The organism is Streptomyces narbonensis, from assembly GCF_014649015.1.
In the GTDB taxonomy this organism is placed as follows: Bacteria; Actinomycetota; Actinomycetes; order Streptomycetales; family Streptomycetaceae; genus Streptomyces; species Streptomyces narbonensis.
In genome coordinates this window covers 275919-294400 of the sequence record NZ_BMSF01000008.1, presented here as the reverse complement: position 1 = coordinate 294400, position 18482 = coordinate 275919, and the positions used below count along the sequence as shown (strand labels likewise).

The 18482-nt window shown below is 69.4% G+C and carries 13 protein-coding genes; 3 read left to right on the top strand and 10 right to left on the bottom strand.

The annotated features are described in order from the left end of the window. The first annotated feature begins 29 nt into the window (after positions 1 to 29). The gene (locus IE124_RS17900) at positions 30 to 647 is read left to right on the top strand and encodes a GNAT family N-acetyltransferase (RefSeq protein WP_189508745.1); all 618 of its coding nucleotides are present in this window, start codon (positions 30 to 32) and stop codon (positions 645 to 647) included. Positions 648 to 726: 79 nt separating this feature from the next. Here IE124_RS17900 and trxA read toward each other — a convergent pair whose 3' ends face one another. The 7 genes from trxA to IE124_RS17865 all read right to left on the bottom strand — a co-directional run bounded on the left by trxA (position 727) and on the right by IE124_RS17865 (position 10376). After that, positions 727 to 1059, bottom strand: coding sequence for a thioredoxin (gene trxA / locus IE124_RS17895; protein ID WP_306432408.1), 333 nt, complete (start codon positions 1057 to 1059; stop codon positions 727 to 729). Positions 1060 to 1107: 48 nt separating this feature from the next. Further along, positions 1108 to 2073 carry a thioredoxin-disulfide reductase gene (trxB, locus tag IE124_RS17890; RefSeq protein WP_189508744.1) on the bottom strand — a complete coding sequence of 322 codons (966 nt, stop codon included), beginning with the start codon at positions 2071 to 2073 and terminating at the stop codon, positions 1108 to 1110. Positions 2074 to 2217: 144 nt separating this feature from the next. Beyond that, positions 2218 to 3156: an RsmA family anti-sigma factor gene (locus IE124_RS17885; RefSeq protein WP_189508743.1), complete on the bottom strand. Its 939-nt coding sequence runs from the start codon at positions 3154 to 3156 to the stop codon at positions 2218 to 2220. After that, positions 3153 to 3857: an RNA polymerase sigma factor SigM gene (gene sigM / locus IE124_RS17880; RefSeq protein ID WP_189508742.1), complete on the bottom strand. Its 705-nt coding sequence runs from the start codon at positions 3855 to 3857 to the stop codon at positions 3153 to 3155. Before sigM ends, IE124_RS17885 begins: the two co-directional genes overlap by 4 nt. A 25-nt stretch (positions 3858 to 3882) precedes the next feature. Then, positions 3883 to 5574: a protein kinase family protein gene (locus IE124_RS17875; protein ID WP_189508741.1), complete on the bottom strand. Its 1692-nt coding sequence runs from the start codon at positions 5572 to 5574 to the stop codon at positions 3883 to 3885. Positions 5575 to 5690: 116 nt separating this feature from the next. After that, positions 5691 to 7922: a murein biosynthesis integral membrane protein MurJ gene (gene murJ / locus IE124_RS17870; protein WP_189508740.1), complete on the bottom strand. Its 2232-nt coding sequence runs from the start codon at positions 7920 to 7922 to the stop codon at positions 5691 to 5693. Positions 7923 to 7967: 45 nt separating this feature from the next. Next, positions 7968 to 10376, bottom strand: a complete 2409-nt coding sequence (locus IE124_RS17865; protein WP_189508739.1) for a DUF6049 family protein — start codon at positions 10374 to 10376, stop codon at positions 7968 to 7970. Between the two features lie 190 nt (positions 10377 to 10566). On the opposite strand from IE124_RS17865, the gene IE124_RS17860 reads away from it, so the two are divergent. Further along, positions 10567 to 12009: a CCA tRNA nucleotidyltransferase gene (locus tag IE124_RS17860; RefSeq protein ID WP_189508738.1), complete on the top strand. Its 1443-nt coding sequence runs from the start codon at positions 10567 to 10569 to the stop codon at positions 12007 to 12009. 117 nt (positions 12010 to 12126) lie between these two features. Here IE124_RS17860 and IE124_RS17855 read toward each other — a convergent pair whose 3' ends face one another. From IE124_RS17855 to IE124_RS17845, 3 genes are all read right to left on the bottom strand, one after another. Beyond that, positions 12127 to 13386 carry an MFS transporter gene (locus tag IE124_RS17855; protein ID WP_189508737.1) on the bottom strand — a complete coding sequence of 420 codons (1260 nt, stop codon included), beginning with the start codon at positions 13384 to 13386 and terminating at the stop codon, positions 12127 to 12129. Positions 13387 to 13459: 73 nt separating this feature from the next. Next, positions 13460 to 14542 carry an inositol-3-phosphate synthase gene (locus IE124_RS17850; RefSeq protein WP_150268231.1) on the bottom strand — a complete coding sequence of 361 codons (1083 nt, stop codon included), beginning with the start codon at positions 14540 to 14542 and terminating at the stop codon, positions 13460 to 13462. Positions 14543 to 14592: 50 nt separating this feature from the next. Next, positions 14593 to 15273, bottom strand: a complete 681-nt coding sequence (locus tag IE124_RS17845; protein WP_024760413.1) for a PadR family transcriptional regulator — start codon at positions 15271 to 15273, stop codon at positions 14593 to 14595. Between the two features lie 370 nt (positions 15274 to 15643). On the opposite strand from IE124_RS17845, the gene IE124_RS17840 reads away from it, so the two are divergent. Beyond that, the gene (locus tag IE124_RS17840) at positions 15644 to 18445 is read left to right on the top strand and encodes a transglycosylase domain-containing protein (protein ID WP_189508736.1); all 2802 of its coding nucleotides are present in this window, start codon (positions 15644 to 15646) and stop codon (positions 18443 to 18445) included. Positions 18446 to 18482 lie beyond the last annotated feature (37 nt).

Genomic DNA, 18482 nt, shown 5'->3' with positions numbered 1-18482 from the left:
CTCGAGGGCGAGGGAAGCGAGGGGAAGCCGTGGGGCGTCGGCTCGTACCGCTCACTCTGGACAACCTTCCGGACCTTCCCCGGCGATGCCGCTCCTGTGTCTTCTGGGAGCTGGACCCGGTGACTGGCGAGGCCGCCGTGAAGGCGGGCCGTCCGGAGGCGGAGAAGGAGGCTTGGATCTCCGCCGTCCTCCTGGAATGGGGTTCCTGCGGGCGGGTGGTCTACGTGGACGAGGTGCCCGTCGGCTACGTCCTCTACGCTCCCCCGGCCTACGTGCCGCGGTCGACGGCCTTCCCGACCAGTCCGGTGGCGGCTGACTCCGTGCAGCTGATGACCGCCTGGATCATGCCGGGATACCAGGGCCAGGGGCTGGGCCGGATGGTCGTGCAGACCGTGGCCAAGGACGTCATGCGGCGGGGCTTCAAGGCGATCGAGGCATTCGGTGACGCCCGATGGAAGGAGCCGGCCTGCGTGCTGCCCGCCGACCACCTGCTTGCCGTGGGCTTCAAGACCGTCCGGCCGCACCACGCGTTCCCTCGTCTGCGGCTGGAACTGCGGACGACGCTCTCCTGGAAGGAAGACGTCGAGATGGCGCTGGACCGGCTGCTCGGGGCCGTGAAGAAGGAGCCCGTCCTCCGACCGCTCTGACGACGGGACACGAGAACGGCCCGCCCCGTGGAGGGGCGGGCCGTTCTCGTTTCACGTTTCACGTGAAACAGAGAGCGTGTCAGCCGTTCGCGGGCTCGACGAAGCCCTCCAGGTCGCGCAGGATGGCGGCCTTCGGCTTGGCGCCGACGATGGTCTTCACGACCTCGCCGTTCTGGTAGACGTTCAGCGTCGGGATGGACATGACGCCGTACTTGGCGGCCGTGGCCGGGTTCTCGTCGATGTTGAGCTTCACGACCTCGATCTCGCCGTGCTCGGCGGCGATGGCCTCGAGCGACGGGGCGATCTGACGGCACGGGCCGCACCAAGCCGCCCAGAAGTCCACCAGGACGGGCTTGTCGCTCTTGAGAACGTCCGCTTCGAAGGAAGCGTCGGTCACAGTCTTCAGGGCCACGGCGGCCTCCTTGTTTTCGTGGGGTGTGGGGTGAGGAAGGACGAGGATTCAGACCGCGGGGGTCTCGGCCAGCTTCTCGCTGTCGGCGAGGGCGGCCAGGAAGCGCTCCGCGTCGAGCGCGGCGGAGCAGCCGGTACCGGCGGCCGTGATGGCCTGACGGTAGGTGTGGTCGACGACGTCACCGGCACCGAAGACGCCCGTGAGGTTCGTGCGGGTCGACGGCGCGGCCACCTTCAGGTAGCCCTCGTCGTCCAGCTCCAGCTGGCCCTTGAAGAGCTCCGTGCGGGGGTCGTGGCCCACGGCGATGAAGAGGCCGGTGACGGCCAGCTCGCGGGTCTCGCCGGTCTTGGTGTCGCGCAGGGTCAGACCGCTGAGCTTCTGCTCGCCGTGGATCGCGGTGACCTCGCTGTCCCAGGCGAACGAGATCTTCGGGTCGGCGAAGGCGCGCTCCTGCATGGCCTTGGAGGCACGCAGGGTGTCACGGCGGTGGACGATCGTGACGGACTTGGCGAAGCGCGAGAGGAAGGTGGCCTCCTCGATCGCGGTGTCGCCGCCGCCGACGACGGCGATGTCCTGGTCCTTGAAGAAGAACCCGTCGCAGGTGGCGCACCAGGAGACACCGCGGCCCGAGAGCGCGTCCTCGTTGGGGAGACCGAGCTTGCGGTGCTGGGAGCCGGTGGTGACGATGACGGCCTTGGCGCGGTGCACGGTGCCGGCGGTGTCGGTGACGGTCTTGATGTCACCGGTCAGGTCCACGGCGATGATGTCGTCGGGGATGAGCTCGGCGCCGAAGCGCTCGGCCTGCGCCCGCATGTTGTCCATGAGGTCCGGGCCCATGATGCCGTCACGGAAGCCGGGGAAGTTCTCGACCTCGGTCGTGTTCATCAGGGCGCCACCAGCGGTGACGGCCCCCTCGAAGACCAGGGGGTTCAGCGACGCTCGGGCCGTGTAGAGCGCAGCGGTGTAACCCGCGGGCCCGGAGCCGATGATGATCACGTTACGGACGTCGCTCACGGGTTTCTTCCTCGTCTCTGCAGACTGCCACTGCCACTGCCTACGGGGCGGTTGTCTCGGTCACTCTCACCCCACCCAACGGATCCTACGGGGCAAGCATTCCCGAGATTGCCGCGCGGCACGTGGCCGAGCCGCCGAGCGAGATCAGGAGCGTGGGTACGTCTCGCTGAGCAGAAGATCCGCGGCTGGACTTCCGGTGCTCGTGGGCCGGTCGGCGCAGGAGGCGTCGAGGACGAACGCCTGGACCCGGGTGCTGTCGGCGGGGTCCGCGAGGACGAGCAGGTACGCGGGTGTGCCCTGGTATTCGCCGCGCTCGTGGGCGAGCACGGCGTCGTTGCGGCCCGTGCCTGCCAGGACGCAGCCGGGGACGGCGCTGTCCCTGTTCCGTTGGGGGCTGCTGCTGGTGGTGCCCTCGGCGGACATCGATTCGGGGCCGATGCCCTGAGGCGTCTTGGCCACGCCGGCTTCCTCGCCCAGGAGCGCGTGGACGCGTTCCTCGACCGGTGTTCCGGAGAAGGGGCTCATGGCCACCGCGCTGGCGTCCGCCTTCTTGGCGCCGTCCGCGATTCCGGCGGTCGGACCACCGGCTTGGCTGAGCAGAAGGCTCGTCCCGAGGAGGGCGGCGGCGAAGGCGGCACCGATAGAGGAGACCAGGGCGATCCGGCGGCGACGGGGCTTTCCGGGGCGGCCGGGGCCGGTGGTCGCGTTCGGCCGGCCCGCAGGGCGACCTGCGGCCGGAGCAGGTGCACCGGAGGGCCGGGGTTCGGTGCGGGGGCGCGATGTTTCACGTGAAACAGGGCTGTCGCTCTCCGGCGCGGTGGCCTGGAGGAGGGCTTCGGCGGCGAGTGCGGCATCGATCCGGCCGGCGATCTCGGCGGGCATGCGGGGCGGCCCGGGCAGCGTGCCCAAGAGGCCCCGGATCTCCTCCAGGGAGGTCCTGACATCCGCGCACAGGGCGCAGTCGTCCAGGTGGCGGCGTACGGCCGCGGAGCGGCTCGGTGACAGGAGCCCCTCGGTCAGGTCGGAGATCTCCGAGACGTCCGGGTGCTGTGTCGTGTCGGCCTTGCCGGTCGTGGAAGTCACGCGCGCCCACCTCCGCCCTTCACAGCAGCTGGATCTGTCGGTCCGGAATCCGTCGGCCCCGGCACCGGTGGGACGGATGTCCCCGGCGTCCGGTTCCTTCCCCCTTCGGCGGCCTCGTTACCCACTGTGTCGGCGCGCAGATGAGTGACCATCGGCAGCAGGCGGGAGCGTCCCCGAGCGCAGCGGCTCTTCACGGTCCCGGTGGGAACGCCGAGGATACGTGCCGCCTCGGCCACCGGGTATCCCTGCATGTCGACGAGGACGAGTGCGGCTCGCTGGTCCTCGGGGATGAGGGCGAGTGCCGCGAGGACCTGCCGGTGGAGGTCCTGACGCTCCGCGGGGGCCTCGGCCGACTCGTGGGGGTCGAGGAGCTGCTCGAACCGGTCGGTGTCGTCGACGGGCGAGGTTCTGCGGGAGGCGGCCTTGCGAACACGGTCGAGGCAGGCGTTCACCGTGATGCGGTGGAGCCAGGTCGTGACGGCCGACTGGCCCCGGAAGGTATGGGCGGCCCGGAAGGCGGACAGCAGGGCGTCCTGGAGGGCGTCGGCGGCCTCCTCGCGGTCCCCCAGGGTGCGCAGGGCCACCGCCCACAGACGGTCGCGATGACGCCGCACAAGCTCACTGAAGGCGTCCGGGTCCCCGGCGACATGGCGCGCCAAGAGCTCCTGGTCGCTTGTCGACTCGTCTATCGGAGCGTCCAACGGTGAGCCCCTCCCCGTGCGGTGGTCAGCCCAAGATCTTGATCTCGGACAGCTTGCCCCGGAAGCCCCCGTCGTCGGCGGGGAGTTCCGTCAGCCAGACCAGAACGTAGCGGGTCGTGACCGGCTTGGTGGGCTTCAGGGTCACGTTGCTGCCCGAGTCGCTCGCCTGCGTCGTGAACCCGTCCGCCGTGGACGGAACCGAGGAAGCGTCGGAGGGTGCGGTGCGGAGCTCCACCGAAGTCTGGTCCACGAACGACAGCTCAACCGAGCTGACCTCCTTGGCCGTGCCCAGGTCGAGGACCAGGCCGACCCCCGACTTCAGGCCGGCGAATTCGGAACCGAAATAGTTCACGGTGTGCCAGTAGGTGCCGGGGTCGCCGTCGTAGGCGAGCTCTATGGCCTGGGGGTTCTCCGTGCCGTTGCCCTGCGGGGGCGGGTCGAAGTCCTGGGCCGACACGATGGAGACCGGCTTGGGCGGCTCGGGCTTCTCGTCGACCGTGGGGGACGTGGCCGGAGTCTTGGGGGTCGCCTCCTTGGCGAGGAGCCGGTCGGCGATCTGCCAGCTGCCCAGGCCCAGAGCGGCGATCAGAAGGGCCGAGACGGCCCACTTCAGAGCCGTGCCGGTACGGCTCTGAAGCGGGGGCGGAGGTGCGATGACCGGCTGGGTGGCGGCGACGGGGCGTGCCTGCGGGCGGCCGTACGTGCCCTGCTGGTACGTCGTGCGCTGGTAGTCGGTCGGGGTGGGGAACACCGGCTCCGGGGGCTTGACGCGCGGCATCGCCGCGACGGCCTTGGCGAGCTCGTCCGGGGTGGTGCAGGGCCGGTCCTGACGGGAGGCGGTGGCCCCGTCGTTGGCGAGGGCCCGCATGGCGATCTCGGCGAGGCCGCGGTGGACCCCCGCCCGGACCTGGTCGGGCGAGAGGAGCCCCACGCCCTTGGGAAGGCCGGAGAGCCCATAGGCGTCGCTGTCGTACGGCCAGCGCTGGGTGAGCGCGGCGTACAGCAGGGCGCCGATGGCCTCGGTGTCGGTGCGCTGGGGGCGCTCGGCGGTGATGCCGCGCAGGGCGGCGTTCACGGCGAGGCCGCGGATCCGGTACTGGCCGGTGGAACTGCGCAGGACGGCGCTCGGGGTGAGCCGGAGGTGGGCGAGGCCTTCGCGGTGGGCGGCGGCCATGGCCTGCGAGACCTGGCTGACGAGCTGGTAGGCGTCGTGCGCCTCCATCGGGCCGGTCGCGAGCAGCGCGGTCAGCTCGGTCGAGTCGGGCAGCCACTCGTGCACGACGTACACGAGGTCGTTCTCCTCGACGGCGTCGAGGACTTGGACGAACCGGGGGTCGCCGAGCAGCGCCGCGGAGCGGGCCGCGGCCAGGACGGAGCGGGCCCTGGGGTGGTCGGCCGGCAGGAGGTGCACCCCGACGGCACGCCGCAGTTTCTCGTCGACGGCACGCCAGCTGCTGAAGCCGTCCAGACGAGTGACGCACTCCTCCAGCCGGTACCGCCTGGCCAGCTTGTGGCCGCTGTGCAGTTCCGGTGCCGTGATGGAAGGCTGTTCGCCGCTCAGTCGCTCGACCGCCTTGCTATCCATGGCCTCGGCGGTCTTCTCCGCCGTCTTCTGCGTTGTCGCCACCCCGTCGGTCGCGGCCTTGTCCGCCTTGGCGGTCAGCGGGTCGTCACCGCTGTCGGCCACGTCGACGGCAGCCGTGCTACGTTCCGCCACCGTCGTCCTGCCTCCCCATCCGTTGCGCCACTTCCAACAGCCAAGCCAATTGTGCCCACAGTCCGACGCTATGCACGACACGCGGTCCCCGCCGATGGTTGTGCGGGGACGTCGATTCAGCGTCCCAGGCGTCCCCGCACCATGCCGACCAGGGTGTTCAGCTCCGTGATCCGCATGCGCTTGGCCGCGACGAAGAAGACACCCAGGAGGACTGCTCCGCCGACGAGCAGGGCGACGAGGGAGCCCAGGGCACCTTCGCCCAGGAGCTTCAGCAGTCCGAAGCCGACGGCGCCGGCCACGATCGCCGCGGGCACGGAGGCCATGCAGAGTCGCGCGTAGGTCCGCATCACCTGGGTGCCGTCCAGATCGCCGCCGAGGCGCTTGCTCAGACGGCGCCATGCGATGCCGACGCCGACGGCGTAGGCGAGCCCGTAGGCGCCGGCCATGCCCACGACGGCCCACTGCGCGGGCAGGAGGACGTAACAGAGGGCGGAGGCGGCCGCGTTCACGGCGGCGACGATGACCGTGTTGTAGAAGGGCGTCCGGGTGTCCTCGTAGGCGTAGAAGCCGCGGAGCACGACGTACTGGACGGAGTAGGGGATCAGGCCGAGTCCGAAGGCCATCAGGATGAAGCCCATGCCCTGGGCGGCCTCGACGCCGCTGGAGGCGTAGAGCAGGGTGCACATCGGGACACCGAGGGCCAGGAAGGCGAAGGACACCGGGACGATCGCGACGGCCGAGTTGCGCAGGCCCTGCGAGATGTCGTCGCGGACGGCGCCCGGGTCGTTGTCGTGGGCGGCGCGGGAGATCCGCGGCAGCAGCGCGGCCATGACGGAGACGGTGATGATGGCCTGCGGCATGCCCCAGATCAGCTGGGCGTTGGAGTAGGCGAGGAAGCCGGCGCCGTTCTTCCCCGACTCCTGGCCGGCGGCCGTGGCGAGCTGGGTGACGACGAGGACGCCCGCCTGGTTGGCGAGGACGAAGAGGACCGTCCACTTGGCGAGCTTGACCGTCTTGCCGAGCCCGTGGCCCTTCCAGTCGAAGCGGGGCCGGAAGCGGAAGCCCGTCTCGCGCAGATACGGGATCATCGCCAGGGCCTGTACGACGAGCCCGAGGAGGGTGCCGATGCCGAGGAGGCGGATGCCCTCGTCGGGAATGGTCTGGACGCCCATGTGGGACTCGGCGGACGTGCCGTAGACCCAGATGAACAGGCCGAACGTGACGATCATGACGATGTTGTTGAGGACCGGCGTCCACATCATCGCGCCGAACTTGCCGCGGGCGTTGAGGATCTGACCCATCACCACGTGCACGCCCATGAAGAAGATCGTGGGCAGGCAGTAGCGGGCGAAGGTGACGGCCACGCTGTTGGCCGCGGCGTCGTCGGCGATCGTGTTCGACATCAGCCGGACCAGCAGCGGTGCTGCGAAGACCGCCGCCACCACGATCAGGCCGAGTGCCACCATCACGAGCGTGAGCAGACGGTTGGCATAGGCCTCGCCGCCGTCCTCGTCGTTCTTCATGGAGCGGACGAGCTGAGGGACGAAGACCGAGTTGAGGCCGCCGCCGACGGTGAGGATGTAGATCATCGTCGGCAGGGTGTAGGCGATGGTGAAGGTGTCACCGAGCAGTGCTGCGCCGAGCGCACCGGTGATCACCAGGCTGCGGACGAAGCCGGTGAGCCGGGAGACCAGGGTGCCGGCCGCCATCACGGCGCTCGACTTGAGCAGCCCCGAGGCGCGTCCGGACTTCTTCGGTGCGGGGGCGGGAACGGGCATGGGGTCCGGCTCCGAGGCGGGCGGGGGCACCTGGCCGGGCGTCTGCTGGTCCCGGTAGAGGTGCGCGAACGCGTCCGGCTCCGGCTGCTCCTCGCCGGCGCGGGTCACCAGGTCGTCGACTCCGGTGAACTGCACCGTGCGGGCGTCGTCGCCGTACGGCAGGTGACGCGAGGGGCCGTCGGGCTCGGGCGCCGGGGTCTGCGCCCACACGCGGGGGTCCGGGGCGTGCTGGGGCGCGACGGGCTGCTGGTAGAGCGGCTGGGGCTCCTGGTAGGTGCCGGGCGGGGGCGGCGGATGCGCGGCGCGGTCGTAGAGCGCCTCGGTCACCGGGTCCTGCGCGGAGAGATCCTGGGCCCGGTACGGGTCGTGGGTGAAGGCGTCCTGGACGTAGGGGTCCTGGGCGTACGGGTTCTGCGCGTAGGGGTCCTGCCCGTGCGGGTCGGGGACGCCCTGCTGAGCCGGGGGAGGCACCGGTGGGTACCCGGAGCCGGGAGGTGCCGCGGGCGTCCCACCGGACGGCGCGGTGCCGCCCGCGCCCTGGCCGCGGTCACCGTCGTACGGCGCGTTCATGGTTACCCCACCTCATCGTCCCCGGCCGACCGGCCACGACATCGCTCAACGGTCCACTTTCTCACCCGGGCCCGACGGGTCACCGCTTTCGGACACGGTGTCCGGTGTCGGGTCACTCGGCTGCTCGGGTTCGCCGTCCCCGGCGTCCCCGCCGTCCCCGGCGTCCCCGGCGTCCCCGGCGTCCACGGGGTCCGTCTCCGTACCCGCCTCGGATTCTCCGGCCTCGGATTCCTCGGCCTCGGATTCCTCGGCCTCGGTCTCCTCGGCTTCCGTCTCCGCTTTCCTGGCCGCGACCCGCTTGCGCTGGCTGTACATCCGGACGCCCGCGAGGACGAGGAGCAGCACGCCGCCGGCGATCACCAGCATCACCGTGGCGGTGATCTCGGAGACCTTGACGTTGAAGGTCATCGGCTGCCCGTACGGAGTGCCGTCCGCGGTGTAGAGCTGGGCCGTCATCGGGACCTGGCCGTTGACGTTGGCCGATGCCTCGAACTTCACCGACTGGCTGTGCCCGGCGTTGATCTTCACTGGCATCTCGGCGTATCGCCCGCCGTTCAGCTCCAGCCGGTTTCCGTTGCCCGAGGTGAGGCGCAGCACCAGGTCGTCCACGCCTTGCAGCAGCTTGTTCTGGACGGTCACGGGGATCGTCGCGCTGCGTCCGGAGAGGGTGAGGTCCGACTTGTCGACCAGCTGGATGCCCTCGGTGAGGTCCTGCAGGTACTGCAGGACGTCGTTCCGGTAGACGGCGGCCGCTCTGGCCTGACCGCGCCAGGAGGTGGACATCTCGCGGTTGATCGCGTTGCCGAACGGGGTCACGACACGGTCCGGGAGCGTCAGGACGATCTTGAAGTCGTCCAGCTCGTCGCGGGTGGTCTTCATGTCGCGGAAGGTCTGGACGGGCAGTTCCCGGTCGCGCAGCTTCTTCGGGTACCGGGAGCCGCTGGGCACCGTGGTGGAGGCGTCCGGATCGGGCTTGACCGCGGCGGCAGCCTGGAGGTCGATCGGATGGCTCCAGCGCTGGGCGGAGAGGCCGCGCAGGGCGGCCGCCATCGTCTGCGCCTGCGAGGCGCTCGGTACCCGCTGCGGGGCGACCACGACGCTGCGCTGCTGCTCCGGCTGCTCCAGGGTGATGGCGAGCGACTGCGCGAGGAATTCCTGGACCGCGAGGGTGGACTTCTCCGTGCGGACCATGTCCCCCTCGAACGCGGTGGACAGGAGCTTGTCGCTCACGACGGCCGTGGTGCTGCCGTTCCCGAGGGGGCGGGCTGCCGTCGGCGTGTACGAGAGGTCGTCGCGGACGCTGTCGCTGCGGGCGATCACCTTGTTGGCGCCGGCCGAGGTGGCGACGGCCACGATCGAGGGGTCGACCGCGCCTTCCACGGGCCAGGAGAAGTCGGTGGACGGCTGGACGTGGAGGACGGTCTCGACGGTCGTCGCCGCGAGCGAGGTCGCCGACTGGAGGTGGCCCAGGGAACCCGGGACGTCCTTGCCTCGATGGGCCAGAGAAGCGAGGTCGGGGTCGGCGAACGGCAGAGCGACGATCTTGCGACCCTGCACCGCCTTCTCCAGCGCGTTCAGCCACTGCTCGGCCACGGCCTTGTTCTTCCCCGGGACGTGCGCGATGCCGTCCTTCACGCGGTAGCCATTCGCCATGGCGTCGACGGTGGCCAGCAGGTCCGGGTCGATCACCCAGGTCACCGGCAGGTCCTTGCCCAGCGAGACCATCTGCTCGAGCCGGCCGCCCGGCCGTAGCTCGGCGGCCAGGGCGTCGTCCTCGAAGACCGGGGTCTGCTGGTCGTCCGTGGCCGTCTCCGCCGAGACGTGGGCCGAGGAGATCAGCGGCCAGAGGTAGGTGAGCTGGGTCTTCTTCTCGGTGGCTTCCGGCTGGTACGGCAGGAAGGTCCGCTCGATGCCGAGGACCCGGTCGTAGCGCTGGTCCGAGGTCTGGCCGGTGAGCGAGACGCCCAGCTGGTAGACGCCCGACTCGTCGAGGCCGAGTTCGGAGACCGGGACCGAGAGGGAGAAGTCCGCGCTGAGCCCGGCACCGAGGCGGGCGATCTTGACGGTGGGGGCCTCGTCGAGCGGCGCGGGGTCGCTGTCTCCTCGGTAGCCGGTGCGGTCCGCCACCTGGTCGATCTCGCTGCGGCTCGTCATCATCGGGCCGACCCGGAGATCCACGGTCGCGTCGGTGATGGTCCTCTTGCCCCGGTTGGTGACCGTCCCCGAGACCGTGACCGTGTCGCCTTCGACGGGGGCGGTCGGGGACAGCGTGTCGAGAGACACATCGACGGTCTTGGAGACGGCGGCTTCCTCGGCGGCGTCCGCCGGTGTGGCGGTCGGGGCCTGGAGCAGCCCGGCCAGCAGCGGCGCGCCGACAGCGACGGTGATGGTGCGCCGCAGCCATCGGCGGGCAGGTGAGGGACCGGTTCCCTGAATGTCTGCCGCCTCGCCCACGCGTTCGCCCGTCCTCGTCGTTGTCTGTGGTGCCAGTGGTGTCGATGGTTCCCGGTTGCTGTGTCCAGGCATGGTAACGAGGCACGCTGGGGGCAAGTGCCGGGGACTGCTCCAGCCGATGGCGCCGTGTGCCCGGCCCGGGGGAAAACGGGGACGCCGCGGTGGACGGGGGCACGTACCCTTTTCTGTTGTGCCGAACGCCAACGAAGACACCCCGACCGCACTGAGCCAGGTGCAACGCCGCGCGGTCAGCGAACTGCTGCGTGTGTCCCCTGTCGCCGACGACCTTGCCCGCCGTTTCCAGGAGGCCGGGTTCAGCCTCGCGCTGGTCGGCGGCTCGGTACGGGATGCCCTGCTCGGCCGGCTCGGCAACGACCTGGACTTCACCACAGACGCCCGCCCCGAGGACGTGCTGAAGATCGTCCGGCCCTGGGCCGACTCCGTCTGGGAGGTCGGGATCGCCTTCGGGACGGTCGGCTCGCAGAAGGACGGCTACCAGATCGAGGTCACGACGTACCGCTCCGAGGCGTACGACAGGACCTCCCGGAAGCCCGAGGTCTCCTACGGCGACTCCATCGACCAGGACCTCGTCCGGCGTGACTTCACCGTCAACGCCATGGCCGTGGCACTCCCCGAGAAGGAGTTCATCGATCCGTACGGCGGTCTGGAAGATCTGGCCGCCCGGGTCCTGCGTACGCCGGGAACGCCCGAGGAGTCCTTCTCCGACGACCCCCTGCGCATGATGCGGGCCGCGCGGTTCGCCGCCCAGCTGGACTTCGAGGTGGCACCCGAGGTCGTCACGGCCATGCGGGAGATGTCCGGCCGGATCGAGATCGTCTCCGCCGAGCGGGTCAGGGAAGAACTCAACAAGCTGCTGCTCTCGGCCCACCCCCGAAAGGGCCTCGGCCTGCTCGTGGACACCGGTCTCGCCGACCACGTCGTCCCCGAGTTGCCCGCGCTGCGCCTGGAGAGCGACGAGCACCACCGGCACAAGGACGTCTACGAGCACTCGCTGACCGTGCTCGACCAGGCGATCGACCTGGAGGAGGACGGCCCCGACCTGGTGCTGCGCCTCGCGGCCCTGCTCCACGACATCGGTAAGCCGCGTACCCGTCGCTTCGAGAAGGACGGCCGGGTCTCGTTCCACCACCACGAGGTGGTGGGCGCGAAGATGACCAAGAAGCGCATGACCGCGCTGAAGTACTCCAACGAGATGATCAAGGACGTCTCGCGGCTGGTCGAGCTACACCTCCGCTTCCACGGATACGGGGACGGTGAGTGGACCGACTCGGCGGTGCGTCGCTATGTCCGCGACGCGGGGCCCCTGCTCTCGCGGCTGCACAAGCTGACCCGTTCGGACTGCACCACGCGCAACAAGCGCAAGGCGACAGCTCTCTCCCGCACCTATGACGGCCTGGAGGAGCGCATCGCCCAGCTCCAGGAGCAGGAGGAGCTGGATGCGATCCGTCCTGACCTGGACGGCAACCAGATCCAGGAGATCCTCGGCATCGGGCCCGGCCCGGCCATCGGCCAGGCGTACAAGTTCCTGCTGGAGCTCCGGCTGGAGAACGGGCCGATGGAGCACGACCAGGCGATCACGGAACTCAAGGAGTGGTGGGCCGCGCGCGACTGAGGCCAGCCAGGGAGATGGGGGCGATGTTTCACGTGGAACACCCACGTTTCACGTGAAACATCGCCTGATCGAGACCGAGGCAGCGTGCCGTAGAGGGGTGATGTTTCACGTGAAACATCACCCCTCGGCGCGTTCCTTGCGCAGCGCCAGCGCGATCGCCGCATAGATCACCGCGACCAATACGACCAACAGCGGCGAGTGGCCGTCCGGTGGCAGCATCAGCGCGGCGATACCCGCCGCAGCGACGAAGGCGACGTTGAACAGCACGTCGTAGAGGGCGAACACCCGGCCTCGGTAGGCGTCGTCCACGGCCGTCTGCACCACGGTGTCCGTCGCGATCTTGGCCCCCTGGGTGATGAGCCCGAGGACGAAGGCGGCGACGAGGAACGGGACGGGGTCGAAGAAGAGGCCGAGCGTCGGCTCCAGGACGGCGGCGATCCCCGCACACAGGGTCATCCAGCCGAAGGGCCCCAGCCGTCCCACCGCCCAGGGGGAGAGGACGGCCGCCGCGAAGAACCCCGCCCCTGAAGCGGCGACGGCGATCCCGAGGAGGCCGAGTCCCTCGGACTCCGTGGTGCTCCAGGCGTAGCGGCTGAGCATCAGCACGGTGACGAGGAGGGCTCCGTAGCAGAAGCGCATCAGGGCCACCGCCGCCAGTGCCCTGGCGGCGGGCCGTCGCTCGGCCAGGTGCCGCAGCCCCTCGACCAGGCCCCGGGCCGTGGACGCCAGAGCCGAGGTGAGCCGCTGGGGGGCGGCCGCCTGATCGGGGCCGAGAAGCTCCCGGGGGATGCGCAGGGAGGCCAGGGCGGACAGGAGGTAGAGCGCGGCGCCGAGGGCCACCACCGCCGCGTCGGACTCGTCGGTGAGCAGCCTGACGCCGAAGGCCAGCCCGCCCCCGAGAGTCGCGGCGAGGGTGCCGGCCGTGGGGGAGAGCGAGTTCGCCACGACCAGCCGTTCCTCGTCCACGACTCGGGGAAGCGCGGCCGAGAGCCCGGCGAGGACGAAGCGGTTGACCGCCGTGACGGAGAGCGCGGAGGCGTAGAAGAGCCAGTCGGGGACGGAGGCGACGATGAGCACGGCGGTGCCGCAGGCGAGCAGGGCCCGCAGGAGGTTCCCGTACAGAAAGACCTGGCGGCGCGGCCAGCGGTCGAGGAAGACGCCGGCGAAAGGCCCGACGAGCGAGTACGGGAGAAGGAGCACGGCCATGGCGGAGGCGATGGCGGCGGGTGAGGTCTGCTTCTCGGGGGAGAAGACGACGTACGTGGCCAGGGCCACCTGATAGACGCCGTCGGCTCCCTGGGAGAGCAGCCGGACGGCGAGCAGGCGGCGGAAGTTCGTCAGGCGCAGGAGTACGCGCAGATCACGTACGGCGGACATGGCAGCAAGACTCACATACGAAGAGGGCCCCCGGGCAGCACCTCGGGGACCCTCTTCGACAAGCGTGTGGCGCTTAGCGCTCGACCTCGCCCTTGATGAACTTCTCGACGTTGGCCAGGGCCTCGTCGTCGAAGTACTGGACCGGCGGGCTCTTCATGAAGTAGCTCGACGCGGAGAGGATGGGGCCGCCGATGCCGCGGTCCTTGGCGATCTTCGCGGCGCGCAGGGCGTCGATGATGACACCCGCGGAGTTCGGGGAGTCCCACACCTCGAGCTTGTACTCCAGGTTCAGCGGAACGTCACCGAAGGCGCGGCCCTCGAGGCGCACGTACGCCCACTTGCGGTCGTCCAGCCAGGCCACGTAGTCCGACGGGCCGATGTGGACGTTCTTCTCGCCCAGCTCGCGGTCCGGGATCTGCGAGGTGACGGCCTGCGTCTTGGAGATCTTCTTGGACTCGAGGCGGTCACGCTCGAGCATGTTCTTGAAGTCCATGTTGCCGCCGACGTTGAGCTGCATGGTGCGCTCAAGACGGACACCGCGGTCCTCGAACAGCTTCGCCATCACGCGGTGCGTGATGGTCGCGCCGACCTGCGACTTGATGTCGTCGCCGACGATCGGGACGCCCGCCTCGGTGAACTTGTCCGCCCACTCCTTGGTGCCGGCGATGAAGACCGGGAGGGCGTTGACGAACGCGACCTTGGCGTCGATGGCGCACTGCGCGTAGAACTTCGCAGCGTCCTCGGAGCCCACGGGCAGGTAGCAGACGAGAACGTCGACCTGGCGGTCCTTGAGGATCTGGACGACGTCGACCGGCTCCTCGGCGGACTCCTCGATGGTCATGCGGTAGTACTTACCGAGACCGTCGTAGGTGTGACCACGCTGGACCGTGACACCCGCGTTCGGGACGTCGCAGATCTTGATGGTGTTGTTCTCGCTGGCGCCGATGGCGTCCGAGAGGTCGAGGCCGACCTTCTTCGCGTCGACGTCGAACGCGGCGACGAACTCGACGTCACCGACGTGGTAGTCGCCGAACTGGACGTGCATCAGGCCGGGCACCTTGGTCGCCGGGTCGGCGTCCTTGTAGTACTCGACGCCCTGGACCAGCGAGGCGGCGCAGTTGCCCACGCCGACGATGGCTACGCGAACCGAACCCATTTCCGGTTGCTCCCTGTTGTGATCGTGGAAGCCCTGCTGTACGCAGGGTTTCACTTGGCGGTGTCGTCGGACGGATCCGGCCGGGTACTGCCCCCGTGCCGGGGCAGGCCGCCCGTTTCTCCAGAATCGTTGTCGTGCAGAGCGGGGGCGTCGGGGCCGGATCGCTGATCCCGTCCCGCCCTCTCGCTCTCGATGAGCTCGTTCAGCCAGCGCACCTCGCGCTCCACGGACTCCATGCCGTGGCGCTGCAGCTCAAGCGTGTAGTCGTCGAGTCGCTCGCGGGTCCGGGCCAGGGAAGCGCGCATCTTCTCCAGGCGCTCCTCCAGTCGGCTGCGGCGGCCTTCGAGCACCCGCATCCGTACTTCGCGTTCGGTCTGGCCGAAGAAGGCGAAGCGGGCGGCGAAGTGCTCGTCCTCCCAGGCGTCGGGGCCCGTGTGGGTGAGGAGCTCCTCGAAGTGCTCCTTACCTTCCGGTGTCAACCGGTAGACGATCTTGGCCCGGCGTCCTGCGAGTGAAGCGGCGAGGGCCTCCTCGGGAGCGCTGCCCGGCTCCTCGATCAACCAGCCGTTGGCGACCAGCGTCTTGAGGCAGGGATACAGCGTCCCGTAGCTGAAGGCCCGGAAGACCCCCAGCGAGGTGTTGAGGCGCTTCCGCAGCTCGTAGCCGTGCATCGGGGCCTCGCGGAGCAGGCCGAGAACGGCGAACTCGAGGATGCCTGAGCGCCTGCTCATCCGTCGCCTCCTCCGCTTCTCGGGACCCTTATGCCGTGCTGATGTATCGACTCGATACATCAGCACGATAGAACGGGCTCACTGTCTCGACAAGTGGGACCGCCGTGACCGGCGTCACATCGTCAATTCACAGCGATCGACTTGCCTGATTTGGGGTGAACTCCGGCGCTACGTGGGTTTTGGCCGTGCGTAGTCTGTGCGGCATGCAGACCACCGGGAACCAAGCGATGCCGTGGGGCGTCAGTGCTGCGGGTGACCGGCTGCGTTACGGAGGGGCCTCCGATGGGGTTCCGCCCGTGCGCATTTCGGGGGGACCGGAACTCAACTGCCGCTTCCAGGCGTACGCGCCTGCCCGAGGAGTAGTCGTTCGATGAGCGAGCATCGTCGCAAAATGTCGCCGCAGGAGCCGCCGACCGGTGGCCGCGCGGCGACACGGCGCGCTGCCCAGCAGCCGGTGGGCCGCAGGTCGGCCCCGGCTCAGGATGTCGGTATGGGGGCCCCGTCGGCCTCGTACGGACCGTCTTCTTCCCATGGGGAGGAGCCGCGTCCCTACGGCGGTCGCGCGGAGGCCCGTCGGGCCGCGCAGCGCGGCGGCCGTCGAAGGGGTGCCGAAGCCGGCCCCGGGGGTCCTGGTGGTCCCGCGGGCCCCGGTGGGGGTCGGCGCGGTGGCGGCGGTGGTGGCGGTGGCAGCGGTCCGGGACGCGGCTCCGGCGGTCGTCCGCCGGGCAAGAAGCGAATGATCGACTATCCGCGGTACGGCAAGCACGGCTGGCGTCGCTGGATGCCGTCGTGGAAGCTCGTGACGGGCACGTTCCTGATGTTCATGGGCGTCTTGATGGGCGGTGCGGTCTTCGCGTACTCCCAGGTCGTCATCCCCGAGACGGACGAGACCGCGATCTCGCAGAACAACATCTACTACTGGGCGGACGGCTCGCGCATGGTCGCGACCGGCAGTGGTACGAACCGTCAGATCGTCGGCATCGAGCAGATCCCGAGGGTCATGCAGGAGGCCGTGGTCTCGGCCGAGAACAAGACCTTCTGGACGGACTCGGGTGTCGACCCGATGGGCATGGGCCGCGCCGTGTGGAACATGGCCAAGGGTGGCGACACCCAGGGCGGTTCGACCATCACCCAGCAGTACGTGAAGAACAACCGGCTCAACGACCAGTCGCAGACCCTCACCCGGAAGGTGAAGGAACTCTTCATCTCCATGAAGGTCGGCAACCAGGTGGGCAAGCCCGGGATCATGGCGGGCTACCTGAACACCTCGTACTACGGGCGTGGTGCCTACGGCATCCAGGCGGCCTCCCGCGCGTACTTCAACAAGGACGCCAAGTACCTCAACGCCAGCGAATCGGCGCTGCTCACCGCGGTGCTGAAGGGCGCGACGTACTACGACCCCGCCGGCTACCCCGAGATCGACCCCGAGGCCACGCCCCAGAAGAACCTCGCCCGCGCCACCGAGCGGTGGAGCTGGATCCTCGACGAGATGGTCAAGGACAAGAAGATCACGGCCGAGGAGCGTGCCAAGTACACGACGTTCCCCAAGGTCCAGAAGCGCAAGCAGGACGCGCAGCTGAGCGGCCAGATCGGCTACCTCGTCAGCACGGCCAAGGCGAACTTCATCAACAGCAACACCGACGGCATCGGCGCCAAGGAGCTGGAGCGCGGCGGCTACGAGATCCACACCACCTTCGAGAAGAAGAAGGTGGAGGCCCTCTCGGCGGCGGTCAAGAAGGTCTACGACGAGAACATCGATCCGGAGAAGCGGCCGAAGACGGACACCAACGTCCAGTTCGGCGGCGCGTCCGTCAACGCCCAGACCGGCGCGCTGGTCGCGATCTACGGCGGCACCGACGCCACCAAACACTTCACCAACAACGCCGACACGACCGGTGCCCAGGTCGGATCGACCTTCAAGCCCTTCGTGCTGGCCGCCGCGTTGCAGGACGGCGTCCGGGACAAGGACCTCGGTCCCATCCAGGACGCGTCCTCCCGCACGATCGTGGACCCGAACAAGAGCCGTTACTCGGGCAAGAACAAGCTGAAGATCCGGAAGTACAACGGCGAGATCTGGGAGGACGAGAAGGGCAAGGAGTGGTTCCAGACCAATGACGGCAACGCGAGCTACGGTCCGATGACCCTTCGCCGGGCCATGATCAAGTCGGCCAACTCGCCGTACGTGCAGCTCGGCATGGACGTCGGCATCGACAAGGTCCGCGAGGCCGCGGTCAAGGCCGGTCTGCGCGAGGACTCGCTCGTCAAGGGCGAGGTGCCCTCCTTCTCCCTCGGTATCTCCAGCCCGAGTGCCATCCGGATGGCCGGCGCCTACGCGACCTTCGCCGACAACGGCCAGCAGAAGGACCCGTTCTCGGTGACCAAGGTGGTCAAGGGCGGAAAGACCATCTACAAGCACGAGGTCAAGACCCAGCAGGCCTTCACGACGGCCATCGCCAGCAACGTCACCGACGTCCTCCGGGACGTCGTGGAGGACCCGGAAGGCACCGGCAACAACGCCGCGATCCCGGGTCGCGCCGTGGCCGGCAAGACCGGTACGACCGACGGCAACAAGTCGGCCTGGTTCGTGGGCTACACCCCTCAGCTGGCGACCGCCATCGACATGTACCGCTTCGACGACGACGAGACGAAGAAGAACCGCGAGTTCGAGGAGATGTACGGCACGGGCGGCAAGGACACGATCCATGGGTCGTCGTTCCCCTCGCAGATCTGGAACGACTACATGACGGATGCCGTCGAGGGCATGCCGGACCTGAAGTTCCCCGAGCCCGAGGACCTGGAGAACGCCGAGCCGGTCTTCGGGGGTGGCGCCAAGAGCCCGACCCCGTCGCCGACGGCCACCCCGACGCCCACCGAGACGACGGCGACGCCGACGACGGAGGCGCCGACGACGACTCCCCCGGCCACTCCGACGACGACTCCCCCGACGACGCCGACCAAGTCGCCGAAGCCGGGCAAGACGACGTGCGACGTCCTGGACTGGGACTGCCACAACCCGGGCGGGGACCCGGGCGGCAACACGGGTGAACCGACGACCACGCCGCCGACCACGACGGAGGGGCCGACGCCCACCGACACGGCGACGACGGAGGATCCGGGCAACGGGACCGGCAGGCCCGGCGGTGGAGACCAGGACGGGGCCTGGACTCCCTGATCCCGGCCGCGCCCCTCCCAGGCACGCAGCGAGGGCC